Below are 18,828 nucleotides of genomic sequence, written 5' to 3' on the forward strand. Positions count from 1 at the left end.
AGCCCAATCAAACACAAGTCTAACGGTTTCTTGCCCAATTCGCTTTACCGACCCAATAGTTACCAATTTAATACTCATTCAAGGTAGGCTTTACCATTAAAACCATAGTGAACATACGTTGACGTGACTTGCGTCAACAGAAATGAGGTTGAACGATGAGTTGGTGGGAAATTTTCGGCTGGGCAGGATCCGTCCTTGTCGTTGTATCGCTGTGGATTCCGAGCGTCTGGCGTTTCCGCATACTCAACTTGTCAGGTTCACTTATTGCCACAATCTACAACATTTATTTCGGTATTTGGCCATACGCCGCCATGAACGGCGTCATCGTTGGCATCGACGCATATTGGATCGCGCGGTTATCTCGCAAAGGCACAACCGCCGAACGAGGCTACGCCATTGTCAGCGCACATTCACAAGACGCGTTAGTTCAGCATTTCTTGGCACGTAACGTGACCGACATTCAAGCGAACTATCCACAGTTTTCGACGGCGGATCTGGATTCTTCGCGGATCAGTTTCATTATGCACGAGGACGAGATTGTTGGCTTGTTTGCAATGACGACGACGGACGCAACCGGCACGATCATTCTGGACTACGTGACACCACGCTTCCGCGACCTCGGACCAGGCCGGTACATTTATACTCACCCGTCACTCTTTACTGACGCCGGGGTTTCACGCCTTCAGATCCCTGCCGAAAACACCTCTGATCGAGGATATTTTGCTAAGCAAGGTTTTGCACAAGAAAACAATCATCTTGTTCGCAGCATCTAAAACGATGAACCACATCACATGGGGTGCTTGCAATCACATTTGAATCCGGTAAAAAAATTTGCTCTGCAAAATAACGTGCGCTAAAGTAATACCTGTTGCGCACCGCTAGCTCAACTGGCAGAGCATCTGACTCTTAATCAGAGGGTTCTGGGTTCAAGTCCCAGGCGGTGTACGAAGAAAAATCCCTGGATTCGTCTAGGGATTTTGACTCTCAAGATATTGTATTCTTGATGAGCACCGCTAGCTCAACTGGCAGAGCATCTGACTCTTAATCAGAGGGTTCTGGGTTCAAGTCCCAGGCGGTGTACAGGTTAAAAGGACGGCTCGGAATTTCCGAGCCGTCCTTTTGTTAGAATGTACTGTCAGAACCGAATTGCGTCAATAGGACGCATCTTCACAGCTATAGTCGCCGGGATTATTCCACACAAGGCCCCTACCGTTGCAGAAATCCCTACTCCGATCAGAGCGGCTTGCATTGGGTATGCAATAGTACTGGCACTCGCTGAGATCTCCTCGAATAGGAATCCACTGAACCCTAGTTGCGGGAGAACCCTAATTGTCATCACTGAAAACACCACGCCAACAAAACCTGCCACCGTGGTGGCAACAACTGACTCTAAAAAGACGGCAAAGAATATTCGTCGCGCAGAAGCCCCCACAGCACGACGAATACCGATCTCACGCACCCGGGTTTTCACGGTCACAATACTCATTGTAAGCAGCCCCAAGGCACCTAACAGAATCACAATGCCACCAATTCCAGCAACAACTATCTGCATTACTCGGTCTTGTTGCATACTTTGTTCAGTAAATCCTTCATCCCAATGAGCATCGACGTGGTAGGAGTCGCCAAGGAACGATCCCAACGTTGCTTGGGCTACATTCTTGGCTTGTTCTTCCTCGCCTCGCGGTGCGAGGAACAAAAACGCCGGAGGCGATAGCTCGACTGACTCCGGGAAAATATATGCTTGCGCTTCAGCCGGTGCATAGATAACGGCATTCTCAAAAACATTAATGTTCTTTATAACCCCTACTACCGTCACAGATCTCTTGTGATCCTTGCTCAACCAGATTCGAGGAAATGTAGCTACGGCTGGTCGTCCCAGTGTTGCCCATGCAGACTCATTGATCACAACCGGGTTCATCTGAAGCTGACCGTCATAAGAGTTCAAAAAACGGCCATCAATCAGGCTACGTGCGTGTAGCTTGAAATAGTCAGGATCCACAGCCACAGCCTCCGGATACTGACCAGGACATTGATCCAAATATTTTGGCGGACACGGATCAAAATCTGGCGCATCGATCGCCGTCAAGTGAATGTCAGCTTTTGTAGTCCAGACGGTTATACCGAGTTTATCGACGGTATTCTTCACTGCCTGGCGAAGATGCTCAATTTTCTCGATACTGCGCTCTTGCTTATTGTTTTCCAGCCCTGCACTATTCTCTGCTGGCATATTCGTTGTGTTCTCGAAAATCATTGCCGTAATAGTGCCCGGCTGACCATTCCAGTGGGCAATACTGCGTTGCTGACCTTCACTGAGGATAGTTCCTAACGCAATCACTGTTGCCATAGCCCACACTGCAGCGCCTACCCCAATAAGAGATAAGATGACGCGCGCCCGATTGATTTTGACTTCTTCCCACGCTTCTATGAACGCTCCAATAAAATTGTGGATCATCACTCTGCCTCTTCTCGGCCAGGTAACTTATCACCAGTGGATAAGACTTCCATACCAGCACCAATCGGGTTTAACACACCATCAGAGATTCGATAAACCGTGTTGGCACGCTGTGCAACATTCATGTCATGGCTGATAACGATCAGCGCCGCATTGTTCTTCTGCGCTGCCCGTTCAAGCACATCCATAACTTGCATCCCAGTGTCCGGATCCAAAGCACCGGTTGGCTCATCAGCCAATATGAGTCGCGGATTGCGTACCAAAGCGCGAGCGATCGCAACCCGCTGTTGCTCTCCGCCAGATAGTTGACTCGGATATGCGTCGAGTCTGTCTCCCAACCCTACCGATTCGAGTATCCGGGCCGCTTTCTCATGCCGTTTGTATAATTCCAGACCTGAATTATAGAAGAGCGGTACTTCGACATTATTGAGCACAGTGCGCGACGGAAATAGATTAAACTGCTGGAACACGAATCCTACGGATTCACCGCGCAAGCGTGAACGATGGGCATCACTGAGACTAACAACATCGATATCATCCCACATATATGTTCCGCTACTAGGCTGATCTAACAACCCAATAATATTGAGTAAAGTTGATTTTCCGGTTCCGGAATGTCCCACAATTGAGATATGTTCCCCACTGGCAATGTCACAGTTAACCCCACGCAAGATATGTAGATCTTCGCCATTAGGCAAGGTGACCGTCCGGGTAATATCACGGAGTTGAAGCATGCTATTTCCTAGAAGTCGGCCGAGCTCATTGGGTCATCGGATTCTTGTTTTTCTTCGGTCTTTCGGGGAACGAACTCAAGAACCTCAGTTTCCTCATCTAATCCTTCAGTAATGACAACCATTTTTCCGTCATTTATTCCAAGTTTCACGACAACCGGCGAGGGCTCTCCTTTACCATCTTTTGCGGGAAGATATACTTTTCCTTCCCGGAATCGACCCTCTACCGCAGTAACGGGCAGTAGCAAGGCGTCTGTTACCTCTTCACCTGCGATATTTAGCGTGGCTTTAATACCATCAAAAACCGTTTGATCAGCTGGAATATCACAGGTGAGCAGCGGGGTTGAGCTCTGCGCTCCCCCTTCACCATTCGCACTACTCGATTTCACCGACGTTGTATGCAAGTTAGTGCACATAAATGGTGCCGGGCCATTCGTAATCGCCACCTCGGCTTGCTGCGGGATAGACTGCAACGAGTAGAGCTGATCAGGAGTCACATTCACATTCGCATGAAAAGTGGCCGGCACAATAGTCCCTAGTGAATCGTTGTATGACACGTGTTGCTTGAGCATTGCATCAAAATTGACTGTTCCAGCACTAGGAGCAACGACGTTGTTATACGTGACAGTTGTGCTGGTTTGTGGTTCTGCCGGGCCCGTGGCCTCGTCCCTATTAGACACTGCGTTTGACGGCGTTACTTCCACGCTCGTTGTTGATTTTACTTGCAATAGTGGCGCACCTTGTTCGACCTGAGTACCGTCAGCTACAAAGAAATGAACGATCTCGCCTTCGGCACTGGATTTAATCGCTTTCGCGTCGTCACGCAAAATCGTAGCTTCGAACTGGGTATCGTTCTTGACGTCGCCACGTTGAGCTGTGACTGTAGGGAGAACAAATTGTCCTTGTCCTTGTAACTCTTTTTCAGCTTTATGCGACGGGAAAAACGCAAATTTTACCAGCGCAACAGCGATAACAGCGGCGATAATCAGCCGTAGAATACTAAAAATTAGTTTACGAGTGGGATGAGCTTCCATTAACGGATCCTTCGCGATCAAGGGCACTAGTTACAGACTATGCCTTGTAACACCATTGTTAGATTTTAGGATACCCTACAGTTTCCGCAATCGGTATTTTTGCAAATCTATGGAAAATTCCGAGAGTCAAACCTGATATATTTGAGACGTTATATGTTACCTACGGAGATTGATAATGAGCAACGAACCTGGCCTCAACCTTGCCCTCGATGCGCTAGAAGATGCTCACGGCCTATCTCCTGCTCCCGAAGACATTTATGATGCGTTTTCCGCGTGGGTATCATCGACTGGCAAACAGATGTATCCCCATCAAGACGAAGCACTGTTGAATATCGTCTCCGGCGATCACGTTATTGTCTCTACTCCAACAGGTTCAGGAAAGTCCATGATCGCCATGCAAGCCTTATTCACTGGCCTAGCGACCGGACGAACCGCTTATTATACTGCACCACTTAAAGCGCTCGTATCCGAAAAGTTCTTTGAGCTCATTGGACATTTTGGTGCACACAACGTCGGTATGGTTACTGGAGACTCATCAATCAACGCCGGCGCACCCATTATCTGTGCAACTGCAGAAATCTTAGCCAATATTGCCTTACGAGAAGGCGACCAAGCCGACGTCGGCATGGTTGTGATGGACGAATTCCATTTCTATGACGATCCGCAACGCGGGTGGGCTTGGCAGGTTCCGCTCCTAACGTTGCCGCAAGCCCAACAAATTTTACTGTCCGCTACTCTCGGCGACACGACAAAATTGACGTCAGATCTCACCCGCCGCACCAATCGTCCGGTAAGCATCGTCGACGACGCCGTTCGTCCAGTCCCCCTGCATTTTTCTTGGTCAACTGAGCCAATTGGTGAAGTCATCAAAGAACTTGTCGCCACCCACATGGCACCGGTCTACGTAGTTCATTTTTCGCAGCGCGACGCCGTCTCTCAAGCACTCGCCTTGCAATCGATGGCCGTCGCTTCAAAAGAACAAAAAGAACGGATTGCCGCTGCCCTCGCTTCATTCACCTTCTCCCCCGGATTTGGCAAAGTCCTGTCAAAACTTCTGCGTGCCGGAATCGGTATTCATCACGCCGGACTACTCCCTCGCTATCGTCGCCTAGTCGAACGCCTAGCCCAAGCCGGACTACTCAACGTCATTTGCGGAACTGACACCCTCGGCGTCGGCATTAACGTTCCGATCCGAACCGTGCTCATGACATCGCTAACCAAGTTCGACGGTACGAAACAACGGCATATTACCGCCCGCGAATTCCACCAAATTGCTGGACGAGCAGGACGTGCCGGTTACGATACGGTGGGATACGTCGTCGTCCAAGCCCCCGAACACGAAATCGAAAACGCGCGCCGCCTACGTAAAGCCGGCGATGACCCAGCAAAAGTTAAACGCGTCCAGAAAGTTAAAGCTCCCGAAGGCACAATCAGCTGGTCAGAAAACACGTTCAATACGTTGCTGGCAGCCCAACCAGAAACTCTGACGTCGCGGATGCGCGTCGATCATAGCCTCATACTGAACTTACTTCAGCGTCCTAATCCGATAACTGCTGCTAAGACTGTGCTGTGTGACAACCATGAGCCACACCGCGAGCGTAATACTCTCCTGCGCAAGGCAATCACTATTTATCAGTCGTTACGGACTGCCGGCGTCATCACTCACGAAGACCGCGACTGGCGAACAGAACACGGCGATGAAAACGCCATTCATTTCACTCGCGATGTCCCCTCCGACTTTGCCTTAAACTCCCCGCTAGCACCGTTTGCCTTGGCCGCTTTTGACTTGTTGGATATGGACAGTCCTTCCTACGCACTCGACGTCGTATCAATTATCGAGGCAGTAAGCGAAGACCCTACCCCCGCACTCTACGCACAACAACGCCAAGCGCGTGGCGAACTCATTGGTAAGCTCAAAGCCGACGGCGTGGAATACGATGAACGCATGGTGCTTGTTGATGAGGTTACCTGGCCGAAACCACTGGCTGATCTCCTCGAACCGGCACTCGAAACGTACGCTAAAACGAATCCGTGGGTGCGCGGGCAAGAGTTAAAACCAAAATCCGTTGTGCGGCAACTGATCGAAGAAGGTTTGACCTTCTCTGAGTTTATTTCTCGCTACGATTTAGCACGCTCCGAAGGCGTACTTTTACGCTATATTACGGACGTGTACCGAGCAATGCGGCAGACAATACCGCTAGCGGCCCGCACCGATGAGGTGAAGGATATTGTCGACTGGCTGGCACGGTTAGTTCGCTCGATTGACTCCTCGCTTCTCGACGAGTGGGAAGCATTGGCCGATGGCCGGATCACCTTGGCTGAATTAAACTCCCTTGGTTCAGACGATTCAGTTCAAGGCGAAGAAGCTGCTTTCGGCGCCGACGACGACGGCACCGTCGCCTTCACCCGGAATAAACATGCACTACGAGTAGCAATTCGTAACCACATGTTCTATCGCATTGAGCTTTTGGACCGCGAAGACTACGAAGAATTGGAACGATTGGACGGCAGTGCCGGATGGGATGCCGACCGCTGGGCAGATGCGATTGCCCCCTACTTTGACGAATACGATTTCCTTGGCACTGATCAAGCTGCACGTGGTACACAGTTCTTCGCAATTTTAGAAGACCCTTCATTTGCCGATTTGCTCCAAGCAGGAATGGATAACGACGAGGCTTCCGCTCTGCTCGAAACCCACAGCAGTGGACGGGTCTGGTTGGCCTTGCAGATCCTTGATTCCGGGGACGACGCAGCAGCGTGGGGCTTGTGGGCCATTGTCGATTTGGACGCCTCGGACGAAGCCAACAAGCTGGTTCTCAGACCGATTCAACTAGGCGAGCGATAAATAATGTCCCCAGTAAATATTGCTGACAATATTGCCCAGGTTCGCGAAGACATTTCGCGTTTTGCTCAAGGACGGCATGTTGATCTAATACTAGCAGCCAAGCACCAACCACTGGAGCTCCTCATTGAAGCCTACACTGCTGGTGGAACATTGATGGGACATAACCTCATCGATCAGCTTGCTACAGCTACAGCAGGGTTACATGGTGCTGATATCCATCCATATACAACTGTTATCGGGCATGTTCAATCGAACAAGCTGTCAGTTGCTATGAGGTGGGCTGACCGAATAGATACAGTGGATTCACTCAAAACAGCACAACGTATCAACCGCCGGCAAGAAGCACGAATAGCTTCTGGGGAGGCAACTGGACCGTATCCGATCCTTCTGCAACTTAATTCTTCTGGAGCTTCTACTCAGTTCGGTTGCGACCCGGAGAGTTTTGTTGAATTAGCACACGTCATATCGGATCTTCAGTTCGTGCGTATCGCTGGGGTAATGACGATTGGTGCTCGCGGTTCCGAGGCTGATATTCGTGCCTCGTTTGTGCTGACTCGGCACTTAGCAGAGCAGATGCGCGAATTACCTGGACTGGAACAAGCCGATGTTCTTTCTATGGGGATGAGTGGCGATTTGCGCCTAGCTATCGAGGAGGGGTCAACAGTGGTTCGCGTTGGAACAGCTATTTTTGGTGCTCGTCCGATGCAATCGGTGTAGGCTTCAGCTTGACCCTCACGCAAGGTGATACTTCACAATCAAAATATGAACGCTACGAATGATATTCGTTATACAGTTGGCCAAGTTGCTGACATATTTCAGGTGACTGTACGGACTCTCCATCATTGGGAGCAGGCCGGATTACTCCAACCCGCGGAGCGGAGCTGGTCTAATTACCGGTTGTACTCCGACGCAGATTGCCAACGTATTCAGCACATTCTGATTTACCGTGCGACGGGCATGGCATTAGCGGATATCAGAGTTCTCCTTGACGGGGATTCCAGCGGGATTGACCATTTAATCAAACAACGCGAAACGTTAATCAATCAGCAGCAAGAGCTAGCTGACATGATTGCAGCGATCGATATCCTTATGGAGGATACTGTGAAGAAACAACCTATGACGGCACACCAGATTGGTGAAATTCTAAGACAAGCTAATTTTGCCGAATATCAACAGGAAGCTGAAGATAAATACGCCAGCTCTGATGACTGGAAGGTTAGTGAAGAACGTACGAAAGAGTGGACTGCGAATGATTGGCTGTCTGTTCGTGCGCAGTTCGCCGATATTGATGCAAAACTAGTTGCTGCAGTACGAGAGGGTATAGCCTCAGATAGCTCAGCAGCACAAAAACTAGTTGAAGAACATCGTCAAGTGCTCAGCACGTTTTTCCCAGTGACACATGCGAAGCATTTTATTCTTTCTCGTGGGTATATTAAGGACGAACGCTTCCGCGAATATTACGAGAATCAGCAAGAAGACTTAGCTCAATGGCTAGCTGACGCAATTGCCGCTAATTCACAGGCAAATGGCGTAGATCCGGCTGCCTGCATCTGGGAGTAGTCTTACATGCGCGTGCATACAGTTTGCATAATTACAACGTTTACGCCGTAGTTGGCCTGTTAATGCGAAAAATGCAAACTGTATGCGCGTTTCTTCTTGTTGCGAGTAGATTATAGGTATGCATGCAGTAATTAAAACCCCGATGTTGATTGTTGTTTCTCTAGTACTACTTTTGACCGCTTGTTCGTCTGCTACGCATGCAGAATATTAAGAGAATACATCCGATAGTGTCACTGTATTTGATGACCATGGCCGAAAGATCGCTACGTTCGCATCTCACAAAGATTTAGACTTTTTCTCCACGTTGGTTGGAGACAGCTTTACCTCTGATGCAGATGAATACGAATTGGCGGGTCTAGCAATGGAGGTTCCAGAAGATGCACATGCTAATTACACTTATGTCTTCACACATTTTCGGGATGACGGGAAAGAAGAAATAGCAAAATTATTGGTCTATAAGAATTATCCTTATGTGACTTTAACTGGAATTACGATGGTCACACCATTGACATGGGACATCTCGAATGAGGAGATGGAAATTTCTACAGCATCTCTCGCACACAAGTCTAAATGAGACTAGGTGAGCTAAAACTACGTAGTCTTATTCGGATACATGCTCATGATGAGAGCAGTTAAAACACTGTCAGTCCGCGTGCGCGGAAAACATCACGGACAGCTTCAGTTGCTTCCTTTGACGGAGGTTCGACATCCTGTAATTGGTACTCAAGACCTAAGGAAGCCCATTTGTCACGGGCCATCTGATGGAATGGAAGAACTTCAACTCGTTCTACACTGGATGCCCAGCCTGCAACGATGTCGGCCACTGCTTCAACATTTTGTGGATCATCTGTTAGCCCTGGAACAAGGACAAAACGGATCCAGATTTTGTTCCCTCGCGCTACAAGACGTTTGCCGAAGCTTAACGTTGGCTCAAGGTCACGCCCAGTAGTTCGCTTGTAATAGTCGGGGATTCCCGACTTTACATCGAGCAAAAAGAGATCGACATTGTCGAGCATCTCGTCGGTCATATTCGCACCCAAAAATCCGGACGAATCAACTGCAGTATGAATGCCCATGTCTTTGCAACCTTGCAATAGCTTCGCGAGAAATTTAGGTTGCATCATTGGTTCACCTCCAGAGAAGGTGACACCACCATTTGACACTGTGAATACCGCTTTATATCGCGAGATTTTTTCGAGCATATCAGCCGTTCTTACTGCTGTACCCTCTTTCATTTTTAAGGTGTCTGGATTATGGCAATATAGACACCGAAGCGGACAACCAGCGAAAAATGTCGTTAGTCGGGTGCCCGGACCATCAACCGCTGTTACGAGTTCCCAAGAGTGGACAGAGCCGATGTCACCTGCTTGCACACCAGAAACATGTTCATGGTGTGACATCGGCCCTGCCAGGGAAACTCCGTCAAGACCTGCTCCACTTAAACGTGGGACTTCATCTTCAATAGGCTGCGGACGGTACTCACCAGTAGTTCCTTCAGAACCCCAGTAACGAGTAGCATCAAATTCTTCAGCGCTGTGGTGTGCAGTAGATGTTGTCATAAAAGCAGATCAATCCTTAAAAGATCTCACATACCCTGGTGGAAGGTACGGGAGATAACGTCGAGCTGCTGCTCACGGGTGAGGCGCACAAAGTTCACTGCGTAACCCGAAACGCGAACGGTCAGCTGTGGGTACTTCTCTGGGTGCTCCATTGCGTCCTCGAGGGTGTCGCGGTTGAGCACGTTGATGTTTGCATGGTAAAGGCCCTGTACGCCACCTTTTGCGGCGCGCTGTGCCTTCATCGAAGCGAGACGCTCTTCGTATGTTGTTGCCATGATATTTTCCTTTCGTGGGAGTGATTGTTTCATTGAACGAAACTGGGCGTCAGCCCTTCTTGATGAAGCCAGCATCCATGATGCCAACCAAGTTATCGACCTGCTCAGCCAAGTCACGGCCAAGAGACGATGGGACGATTGTGTTAGTGAGAGAAATACCGTCGAGGGCATCTTTGTAGTGGAGCTTTCCAACAGAAAGCATTGAGGCTAGCATGCCGTGCGTATCCATTCCATTTTCTGGGTTTGCACCCGGAGCGAATGGCGTACCTGCACGGTGTCCAGACGGGAAGTTACCAGTTGCCTTACCATAAACCACATTTGAGGTAATGGTAAGAACTGACTGGGTTGGGATCGCATTGCGATACATCGGGATCTTCTTGATTTTCTCCATAATGGTGTGGACGATTGTAGCAGCGATGTCATCTGCACGATCATCATCATTGCCATAAGTTGGGAATTCGCCTTCAGTCGTGTAATCAACAATCAAACCAGTTTCATCGCGAACTGGCGTGACCTTGGCATACTTAATAGCCGAAAGCGAGTCAGCTACGATTGACAGCCCTGCAATTCCACAACCCATGGTGCGAAGAATTTCAGAGTCGTGCAGTGCCATTTCCATGGCCTCGTAAGCGTACTTATCGTGGCAATAGTGGATGATGTTAAGAGCCTCAACATAGGTACCAACAACCCAATCGAGCATCTCTTCATACTTTGCCCAGACCTCATCAAAGTCAAGTGGACCATCACCCTTAATTGGCTCATATCCATCAACGATCTGCTTTCCAGACATTTCATCTCTGCCGCCGTTAAGCGCATAGAGCAGAGCCTTAGCGGCATTAACACGTGCGCCGAAGAACTGCATCTGCTTGCCAACTGCCATTGGCGACACACAGCATGCGATAGCGGCGTCATCGCCCCAGTAGCTACGGATCTGTTCGTCAGCCTCATATTGAATCGATGAGGTCTCGATAGACACTCGCGCACAGAAACGCTTATAACCGATCGGTAACTTGTCAGACCAGAAAATCGTGATGTTTGGCTCCGGAGCTGGTCCAAGATTAACCAGCGTCTGCAACAAACGGAACGAAGTCTTGGTGACGAGCGGACGACCATCTTCGCCGAAGCCACCATCAGACCAAGTCGCCCAGTACGGATCACCAGAGAAGATTTCGTCGTAGGCTGTGGTGCGAAGGAATCGGACGATGCGCAACTTAATAACAAGCTGATCGATGATTTCTTGCGCATCCTGCTCAGTAATACGGCCGGCTACCAAATCACGCTCGAAGTAGATATCAAAAAATGCCGAAAGGCGACCGAACGACATTGCAGCACCGTCTTGCGACTTGACAGAGCCAAGGTAGCCGAAATAGGTCCACTGGACCGCTTCTTGAGCTGTCTTTGCCGGACGGGAGATATCAAAACCGTAGCTAGAAGCCATGTTCTTTAGCTTCTTCAACGCTTTAATCTGCTCAGAAATCTCTTCACGATTACGCGCCCAATCCTGACTAAAAGGTTGATCAGCGTAAAGATCCTTATCCTTCATCTTTTCGGAGATTAGATGGTCAACACCATACAATGCAACACGACGATAATCACCAATAATGCGACCACGTCCGTACGCGTCCGGAAGGCCGGTAATGATATGGGAGGAACGGGCCGCACGAATGCGTGGGGTGTAAATATCGAAAACACCGTCATTGTGAGTCTTGCGATACTTGGTGAAAATCTCTTTAACATCCGGATTCGGCTCTTTGTCGGCTTCTTTGATAGCGGTTTCAACCATTCGCCATCCACCGTTAGGCATCATTGCACGCTTGAGTGGAACATCGGTTTGGAGACCAACAATGACATCGTCGTCTTCAGAAATGTAGCCAGCTCCAAATGCATCTACATCTGCAGGCGTATTGACATCAACATCATAGACGCGCTTTTGACGCTCAACGGAAAGATACTTATCTGCTAACGTATCCCAGACCCTGCGCGTCTTTTCAGTTTCGCCGGCAAGAAACGAGGCATCACCTTCGTATGGAGTGTAATTCTTCTGAATGAAGTCACGAACGTCAATAGCATCCTGCCATAGACCATTCTTGAAGCCCTCCCACTCAGGGTGCGAAGCAGTTTCGACTGTTTGAGTCACGGTGCATTACTCCTTTTCACTGCAACCAGCGGGACTTTTGTTATACGCGAATCCACACCGATCGCATCTATTTCCCAGCAACTAGCTGCTGGCGCTACCTTCAGATTAGTCGCCTTTCTCTGTAGATTCTTAGCGAAAATAGCTCTCGGCATAAAACGTACGGTAGTGCTCCTCACAGCACCCATCCATTAGGGACTAAGGTCCTTTCGTTCCAATCGCCTTTTGCTCTAAACCGATAAAACTCAGCACAGAAAATACCAACTACGCTTCTACAAGTCGATACATCCATCCAAAGCGATCCGGAACTCGACCAAATTGAATATCAGTCAGTTCGCGGTAGATGCGATGAGCGACGGCCGATCCTAACAAATCCACCCGTTTGTCTCCCATCGTTAAAGAACCGATAGAAACTACCGCAGCAGCAGTGCCACAGGAAAACATTTCCACAACCTCACCATTTTCGATCCCTGTCCACAGTTCAGCTAGTTCAATATCTTCTTCCCGAGTTAACACCCCGTCGTCGTCGAGCAACTGCAAAATAGCAGAACGAGTCGAACCTGGAAGGATGGTCCCAGAAAGCGCCGGCGTACGAACGGTCCCGTCAGCCATCACTACAAAAACATTCATCGCACCTAGCTCTTCAATCCGCGAATTGGTTGCAGCATCAAGAAAAAGAACCTCATCATAACCACGCTCAAACGCATGTGACTTCGCGTAAAAAGATGCAGCATAGTTCCCGCCAGTTTTAACGTTACCCATCCCACCCGGGCCAGCACGGTGATGTGTACGTTCTACCCAGACATTAATAGGTGTGAAACCATGAGCAAAATATGGCCCCGACGGCGAAGCAACTACGCCGTACTCGAACCGCTTCGCGGCACGCACTCCCAAAAATGCCTCCGAAGCAAAAATGAATGGACGCAAGTATAAGGTCGCCCCGGCAGCTTGCGGAACCCAGCGGCGATCTGCTCGGACCAGTCCAACCAACGAACCTAAAAAATCTTCAACCGGGAACTGCGGGATCATTAACCGCTCATTTGACATATTCAACCGGGCAGCATTGTAAGCGGGTCTAAAAGTCCAGATGGATCCGTCGGCATGCCGGTAGGCCTTGAGTCCCTCAAAAACTTCTTGCCCATAATGCAAAACAGCTCCGGCTGGATCTAACGAAAGTGGACCATAAGGCTTAATCTTGAAATCATGCCAACCGGCAGACTCCTCCCATGAGGCCCGCGCCATATAATCAGTAAACTCAACTCCGAATCCAAGCGTACGCATAACTGCTTGATAGTGCTTTTCTTCAGCTAGTCCCGGATGTGGCAATGTTACAAATCTTTGAGCAACATCATCGGCACAAGGCCACTGCCTAGTAGCACATTGTTCAAGAGCTGTCTGAGAGCGCGGCATGAATACATCTCCTCAAATAACTGTCAACAACCAGACCTATCGTACGCTCTTTATTTAGTATGAGTTAGTCACAGATTTCCATTTGTGAATCATCTGGATAAATCTGTCCCATATAGACTGGAGACATAAGGTTTTCGACAGACAGTGCACGATCCAACTCAGCAGGACTCATTAACCCTCGCTCTAGCACTACTTCTCGCACTGATTTCCCTGTTCGAATAGCCTCTTTACCAACTAGATCCCCTTTATGGTGACCAATAATGTCATTGAGATACGTAACGATACCGATCGAATTCATCACATGGGCTCGACATACTTCCTCGTTCACAGTTATGCCAGAAACACAACGTTCTCGTAAGGTCACTAATGCTCGTCTCAGAAGTTGAATCGACTCAAAAATCGCCTGACCAATCACCGGTTCCATCACGTTCAGCTGTAGCTGGCCAGCTTGTGAGGCTAACATGACAGTCGTATCATTGCCCATCACTTTGAATGCAATCTGGTTGACTACTTCCGGAATCACCGGGTTCACTTTCGCTGGCATAATCGATGAGCCGGCCTGCATTTTGGGTAGGTTAATCTCATTCAGCCCAGCTCTCGGACCAGAAGAAAGCAAACGCAGATCGTTGCAGATGGTCGATAGTTTGACCGCTAACCGGCGCAATGCAGAATGGATCGAAATATAAGCGCCAGTATCGGATGTTGCCTCAATTAGGTTCGGTGCAGCAACAAGATCTAACCCAGTTACTTCTGAGAGCCTGCGCACTACAATCTCCTGGAATCCATCAGGGGTATTGAGTTTAGTACCGATAGCCGTTGCACCCAGATTGATTTCAAGTAGCAGTGCCGACGTACGTTTCAAATTACGTATTTCTTCGTCCATGAGCACTCCGAATCCTTCGAATTCTTGCCCAAGAGTCATTGGCACTGCATCTTGGAGCTGAGTGCGGCCCATTTTCAGTACGTTTGCGTTTTGTTCTCCGAGCATATTGAACGCATGACGCATGTGCTTGATCTCCGCTATAAGATCTTTAACCATCCAATAGACTGCAATACGAAAGCCCGTTGGATATGCATCATTAGTGGACTGAGATTTATTGACATGGTCATTAGGGTTAACGACGTCGTACTTTCCTTTTGGCTCGCCAAGAATCTCCAACGCCAAATTTGCTACAACTTCGTTGGCATTCATATTGACTGACGTTCCGGCTCCACCTTGGAATACATCCACCGGGAATTGATCCATACAGCGGCCTTCATTCAAGATCAGGTCACAGGCAGCAACTATAGCTTTACTCACTCGAGCCGACAATACTTTTTTATCTCGGTTAGCAAGGGCTTCGGCTTTTTTCACACTAACCATGGCCCTGATAAATTCAGGAATATCGTTGATCGTAGCACCAGAGATAGCGAAGTTCTCAATTGCTCGTTGAGTATGTACTCCATAATAAGCATCTTCAGGGATTTCTCGTGTTCCGAGTAGATCTTCCTCCACGCGCGAGTTAGACACTTGCCCCTCCTAGGACTGCAGTCAATTCTTCTGTTAGTAAGCATAGTCGCCTATCAGCAAACTGTCTGAACTTCAGGTAGATTAACGAGCATTTCTATTTTCTCCCGTAGCTTACTACTACTAGGACTATCTGCTCAGTTTTATTTTTAAAGCCAGCTATGATTGGTATAACTATCTACAAGATCACATAATATCTTGTCCATCACTCACTCACCAGGAGTCACATGTCCTTCTTTTTCCAATTATTCGCGGATAACCAAGTACTGTTGCTTTTCTTCCTTGTTGGATGCGGCGCGATTCTTGCAAAGATCCGTATTCGAGGAATATCGCTAGGGGCCGCAGCCGTATTGTTTCTTTCTATCGGAATCACTGCGTGGGCGCTTAATAGCGGATACGAAATTCAGGTCGAGCACGATCTTGGTGTTCTTGGACTTGCGCTCTTCGCATTCGCTATCGGTATTACTTCAGGTCCAACATTTTTCAATACGCTAAAATCGTCAATTCTGCCAGTCATTTTAATGCTAGTAGCGTTTATTGTCGCCGCTGGAGTTGCTGCTGGCGTCGGTCGCGCCTTGGGCATGGATTGGGCACTGATTGCCGGTATCTTCGCCGGCGCAACAACAAATACACCGGCTTTGTCTGCAGCGGGAACTGCGTCGGGAGACCCCGCTTTAGCAACTGTTGGATATGCGATCACATACTTATTCGGCGTTATTGCAATGCTCGGCTTTTCTGCTTTGGCTCTTTCACGCCGCAGTTCTGACAAAGATAAGCCCTCACCTATTCGTAACCGGACGATCCGTGTAGAACGCTCCGATAGGCCGACCATCGCTTCCCTTCTTGGGACCATCGGGGGAGGTTTACAGTTTTCCCGCATTCGTCGCGGAGAAACCGGGCCTATTTGGCTACCAACTAACTCTGACGTCCTAGAAAAAGATGATCTTGTGACTGTGATTGGCACCGTTGAGGAGGTTGACCGCGCCATTAAACTTGTTGGCCATGGCTCATCACACTCCCTTATCGCGGATCGTCGTTATCTCGACTTCCGTCGTATCACCATCTCTAATTCTGGAATTGCAGGGCGCAAACTTGGTGAATTGGAAATCGACGAGAAGTTTGGTGGCACCATTTCACGTATTCGTCGGGGTGATACAGACATGGTCGCTGACCCATCAATTCGATTACAGCTTGGCGATCGCGTTCGCGTTGTAGCACCAACGCATTCCTTAGCAAAGATTTCCGAATTCTTTGGTGACTCCTCACATGGCTTGACCGACATCAATCCCGTAGCGTTGGGATTAGGAATGGCACTCGGCATTATTATCGGCGAATGGGAAATCCTCACACCATCGGGGCTCACATTCTCTATCGGTTCTGCAGCTGGCACCCTTCTCGTCGGGCTAGTTATGGGCCGGTTGGGACGCATCGGCAAAGTTGTCACTACGCTTCCATACACAACATGTCAGGTTCTATCCGAGCTTGGCCTACTCGTGTTCCTATCCTATGCTGGCACAAAAGCTGGATCACAAATCGTTGTCGCATTTACTGGGGGCGCATGGATGCAGATTCTCTTGCTGGGTATCTTAGTGACGCTCATTGTGGGAGGCGCTTTCTATGTCTCAATGCGACTCCTGACTTCCACTGGCGGTACCCGACTAGCGGGCGCCATTGGTGGAATCCAAACTCAGCCAGCAGTACTCGGATTTGCTAATGACCGTACGTCGTTCGATCCGCGAGTAGCACTCGGATACGCAATGGTTTACCCAGTAGCTATGGTGGCCAAAATCTTCATTGCTCAGATTCTAGGTTCTTTCGCTGGTCTCTAATAGCTCCACATAAATGTTGGGTGAGGACGAATCCGTCCTCACCCAACATTTATAAAGACAACGTACTAAACAGCATCTCGAACATCAGTGTCTAGCGTATCTGGTAAATGGGAAGTATCCATGTCGTGTCGCCAGCCGTCGTCCATCAGAACACGAGCAATAGCTAAACCGAAACCAATCGACATAATAACGAAGAAAACCTCAGCAAAAGTTGAAATAGCCCCTTGAAAGTCTCCTTCATTAAGGGCAACCAATCCACGGTAAAACGGAACACCGGGAATCATGATGACTACTGCTGGAACGGACAGAGATACCCGTGAATGGGATGTCTTCCATGCGACAAACGTCGCTACAATACCTACAACCATAGCCGCGAGTCCAACGCCTAGCTGCCATGGCAAGTTCATGTTTTCCTGTAGGAGCAAACGACCGGTGTTAGCGAATGCACCTGCCACTGCTGCCGCCGCGCATACTTTCCACGGCGCATTGAACAAAACAGCGAACCCATATGCCGCCACGAATGATGTCAGGATACGTAAGAATGTCATGGTTGCAAACGGAAGCGGCGGAACTACTGACGCCTCAACATGCCAGTCAAGAGCGTGGACAACGATCCACACTGATACACCGGCGGAACCAATAACCATAATGCAATACGAGAACCGTGCCAATGCAGACTGTACGTCGTTACGCACGAAGTCAAGCATCGCCGTCGTCAACGGAAAACCTGGAATGAGGTACAAAATGGACGAGATCAAACCAGATTCGTACTGGATAAGGTAAAGGAGACCGCCAAGACTGCCGACCTCAAGCAACATTATGTATACCAACGTCGATGCCACTGCACACAAAATCCAGATAATGAAATGAGCAATCCCCCGGCTAAGCAGTAGCTTACGAATCAGCTGGCCGATTCCCGCAGCAAAGAAAACGCAGGTGCATTCAACAGTTCGTCCACCATTCAGGAAGCAGAATCCCGCACAAGCAATAGCCGATGCGAGAACAGTCGTCCATATTCCATAGTGTCGATCACGAGCTGTAGTTTCCTTCAAAATTCCGCGAAGTTGTGCTGCTGTCATCCCCTCGTGCAGCTGTGCAACAGCCTGCATAATACGGTCGAGCTTTTCCGCATTGACGCCAACGCGACGTTGCTCAGCAAAGCTTGTATAAGATTCCTTGCCCGACCATGCAGTAGCCGTAATATCGGTCATAGATACTGATGATTCAAGTTTTGTTAATCCGATTGCTTTGGCAGCTCGCGACATAGCTGCTTTCACCCGGTATGCTCCCGCACCGCAGGCAAGCAACATTGTGCCGAGCATAAGAATACAACGAATTTTTTCGGCTATCGTTTCTTGGCTCTGTTCCGGATTATTGGTGGGCTGATCGTCCATATTTCTCTCATAACTGGTCTAAAAACGGTAGGATTTGCGACAACCATTCTATGCCTTTAATTTCCGCTCGTAGCGGGTCGTAACTCCCAAATATGATC

The 18,828-nt window shown here is 49.0% G+C and carries 15 protein-coding genes and 2 tRNA genes; 8 read left to right on the top strand and 9 right to left on the bottom strand.

Features of this window, described 5'->3' with window-relative positions:
• Nucleotides 1–155 precede the first annotated feature (155 nt).
• The 3 genes from BLT51_RS08830 to BLT51_RS08840 all read left to right on the top strand — a co-directional run bounded on the left by BLT51_RS08830 (nucleotide 156) and on the right by BLT51_RS08840 (nucleotide 1,080).
• A complete protein-coding gene (locus BLT51_RS08830; protein ID WP_091282362.1) occupies nucleotides 156–773 on the top strand; it encodes a hypothetical protein in 618 nt (205 codons plus the stop codon).
• 99 nt (nucleotides 774–872) lie between these two features.
• Nucleotides 873–945: transfer RNA gene (locus BLT51_RS08835), tRNA-Lys, on the top strand.
• A 62-nt stretch (nucleotides 946–1,007) separates the two neighbouring features.
• Nucleotides 1,008–1,080 (top strand) — tRNA-Lys (locus BLT51_RS08840).
• A gap of 55 nt (nucleotides 1,081–1,135) precedes the next feature.
• Here the strand turns inward: BLT51_RS08840 and BLT51_RS08845 are convergent.
• The 3 genes from BLT51_RS08845 to BLT51_RS08855 are packed head-to-tail and all read right to left on the bottom strand — an operon-like array spanning nucleotide 1,136 to nucleotide 4,217.
• Nucleotides 1,136–2,452: an ABC transporter permease gene (locus tag BLT51_RS08845; RefSeq protein ID WP_091282365.1), complete on the bottom strand. Its 1,317-nt coding sequence runs from the start codon at nucleotides 2,450–2,452 to the stop codon at nucleotides 1,136–1,138.
• On the bottom strand, nucleotides 2,452–3,186 hold the full coding sequence (locus tag BLT51_RS08850) for an ABC transporter ATP-binding protein (protein ID WP_091282367.1): 735 nt from the start codon (nucleotides 3,184–3,186) through the stop codon (nucleotides 2,452–2,454). The genes BLT51_RS08845 and BLT51_RS08850 overlap by 1 nt, the downstream gene beginning before the upstream one ends.
• An 8-nt stretch (nucleotides 3,187–3,194) precedes the next feature.
• Nucleotides 3,195–4,217 (bottom strand): efflux RND transporter periplasmic adaptor subunit, encoded by a 1,023-nt coding sequence (locus tag BLT51_RS08855; protein WP_091282369.1) that lies wholly within the window; start codon nucleotides 4,215–4,217, stop codon nucleotides 3,195–3,197.
• 175 nt (nucleotides 4,218–4,392) lie between these two features.
• Between BLT51_RS08855 and BLT51_RS08860 the strand changes: the two genes are divergently transcribed.
• The 4 genes from BLT51_RS08860 to BLT51_RS09220 all read left to right on the top strand — a co-directional run bounded on the left by BLT51_RS08860 (nucleotide 4,393) and on the right by BLT51_RS09220 (nucleotide 9,196).
• Nucleotides 4,393–7,062, top strand: coding sequence for a DEAD/DEAH box helicase (locus BLT51_RS08860; protein WP_172801348.1), 2,670 nt, complete (start codon nucleotides 4,393–4,395; stop codon nucleotides 7,060–7,062).
• A gap of 3 nt (nucleotides 7,063–7,065) precedes the next feature.
• The gene (locus tag BLT51_RS08865; RefSeq protein ID WP_091282371.1) at nucleotides 7,066–7,779 is read left to right on the top strand and encodes a YggS family pyridoxal phosphate-dependent enzyme; all 714 of its coding nucleotides are present in this window, start codon (nucleotides 7,066–7,068) and stop codon (nucleotides 7,777–7,779) included.
• A 45-nt stretch (nucleotides 7,780–7,824) separates the two neighbouring features.
• Nucleotides 7,825–8,622 (top strand): MerR family transcriptional regulator, encoded by a 798-nt coding sequence (locus tag BLT51_RS08870; RefSeq protein WP_091282374.1) that lies wholly within the window; start codon nucleotides 7,825–7,827, stop codon nucleotides 8,620–8,622.
• Between the two features lie 304 nt (nucleotides 8,623–8,926).
• A complete protein-coding gene (locus BLT51_RS09220) occupies nucleotides 8,927–9,196 on the top strand; it encodes a hypothetical protein (protein WP_172801349.1) in 270 nt (89 codons plus the stop codon).
• Between the two features lie 58 nt (nucleotides 9,197–9,254).
• On the opposite strand, the gene pflA is transcribed toward BLT51_RS09220, so the two are convergent.
• The 5 genes from pflA to aspA form a co-directional block, all read right to left on the bottom strand.
• The gene (pflA, locus tag BLT51_RS08880) at nucleotides 9,255–10,181 is read right to left on the bottom strand and encodes a pyruvate formate-lyase-activating protein (RefSeq protein ID WP_091282378.1); all 927 of its coding nucleotides are present in this window, start codon (nucleotides 10,179–10,181) and stop codon (nucleotides 9,255–9,257) included.
• 26 nt (nucleotides 10,182–10,207) lie between these two features.
• Nucleotides 10,208–10,456, bottom strand: a complete 249-nt coding sequence (gene grcA2 / locus BLT51_RS08885; RefSeq protein WP_091282381.1) for an autonomous glycyl radical cofactor GrcA2 — start codon at nucleotides 10,454–10,456, stop codon at nucleotides 10,208–10,210.
• Between the two features lie 49 nt (nucleotides 10,457–10,505).
• Complete coding sequence (gene pflB, locus BLT51_RS08890; RefSeq protein ID WP_091282383.1) at nucleotides 10,506–12,593, bottom strand: formate C-acetyltransferase; 2,088 nt, start codon at nucleotides 12,591–12,593, stop codon at nucleotides 10,506–10,508.
• A gap of 261 nt (nucleotides 12,594–12,854) precedes the next feature.
• A complete protein-coding gene (locus tag BLT51_RS08895) occupies nucleotides 12,855–14,000 on the bottom strand; it encodes a branched-chain amino acid aminotransferase (protein ID WP_091282385.1) in 1,146 nt (381 codons plus the stop codon).
• A 64-nt stretch (nucleotides 14,001–14,064) separates the two neighbouring features.
• On the bottom strand, nucleotides 14,065–15,510 hold the full coding sequence (gene aspA, locus BLT51_RS08900; RefSeq protein WP_091282387.1) for an aspartate ammonia-lyase: 1,446 nt from the start codon (nucleotides 15,508–15,510) through the stop codon (nucleotides 14,065–14,067).
• 224 nt (nucleotides 15,511–15,734) lie between these two features.
• On the opposite strand from aspA, the gene BLT51_RS08905 reads away from it, so the two are divergent.
• Entirely contained in the window at nucleotides 15,735–17,336 is a 1,602-nt protein-coding gene (locus BLT51_RS08905) for an aspartate:alanine exchanger family transporter (protein WP_091282389.1), read from the top strand.
• Nucleotides 17,337–17,401: 65 nt separating this feature from the next.
• Here BLT51_RS08905 and BLT51_RS08910 read toward each other — a convergent pair whose 3' ends face one another.
• On the bottom strand, nucleotides 17,402–18,730 hold the full coding sequence (locus tag BLT51_RS08910) for a threonine/serine exporter family protein (protein ID WP_091282391.1): 1,329 nt from the start codon (nucleotides 18,728–18,730) through the stop codon (nucleotides 17,402–17,404).
• Nucleotides 18,731–18,828: the final 98 nt, after the last annotated feature.

This window comes from Arcanobacterium phocae (assembly GCF_900105865.1).
GTDB classification, from domain to species: Bacteria; Actinomycetota; Actinomycetes; order Actinomycetales; family Actinomycetaceae; genus Arcanobacterium; species Arcanobacterium phocae.

Bases quoted from the DNA above. Each gene is read 5' to 3' on its own strand.
- BLT51_RS08845 (WP_091282365.1), bottom strand. From the start codon at position 2,452: ATGATCCACAATTTTATTGGAGCGTTCATAGAAGCGTGGGAAGAAGTC.
- pflA (WP_091282378.1), bottom strand. From the start codon at position 10,181: ATGACAACATCTACTGCACACCACAGCGCTGAAGAATTTGATGCTACT.
- BLT51_RS08905 (WP_091282389.1), top strand. From the start codon at position 15,735: ATGTCCTTCTTTTTCCAATTATTCGCGGATAACCAAGTACTGTTGCTT.
- BLT51_RS08855 (WP_091282369.1), bottom strand. From the start codon at position 4,217: ATGGAAGCTCATCCCACTCGTAAACTAATTTTTAGTATTCTACGGCTG.
- BLT51_RS08830 (WP_091282362.1), top strand. From the start codon at position 156: ATGAGTTGGTGGGAAATTTTCGGCTGGGCAGGATCCGTCCTTGTCGTT.
- BLT51_RS08865 (WP_091282371.1), top strand. From the start codon at position 7,066: ATGTCCCCAGTAAATATTGCTGACAATATTGCCCAGGTTCGCGAAGAC.
- BLT51_RS08860 (WP_172801348.1), top strand. From the start codon at position 4,393: ATGAGCAACGAACCTGGCCTCAACCTTGCCCTCGATGCGCTAGAAGAT.
- BLT51_RS08910 (WP_091282391.1), bottom strand. From the start codon at position 18,730: ATGGACGATCAGCCCACCAATAATCCGGAACAGAGCCAAGAAACGATA.
- BLT51_RS08870 (WP_091282374.1), top strand. From the start codon at position 7,825: ATGAACGCTACGAATGATATTCGTTATACAGTTGGCCAAGTTGCTGAC.
- BLT51_RS08895 (WP_091282385.1), bottom strand. From the start codon at position 14,000: ATGCCGCGCTCTCAGACAGCTCTTGAACAATGTGCTACTAGGCAGTGG.
- grcA2 (WP_091282381.1), bottom strand. From the start codon at position 10,456: ATGGCAACAACATACGAAGAGCGTCTCGCTTCGATGAAGGCACAGCGC.
- BLT51_RS08850 (WP_091282367.1), bottom strand. From the start codon at position 3,186: ATGCTTCAACTCCGTGATATTACCCGGACGGTCACCTTGCCTAATGGC.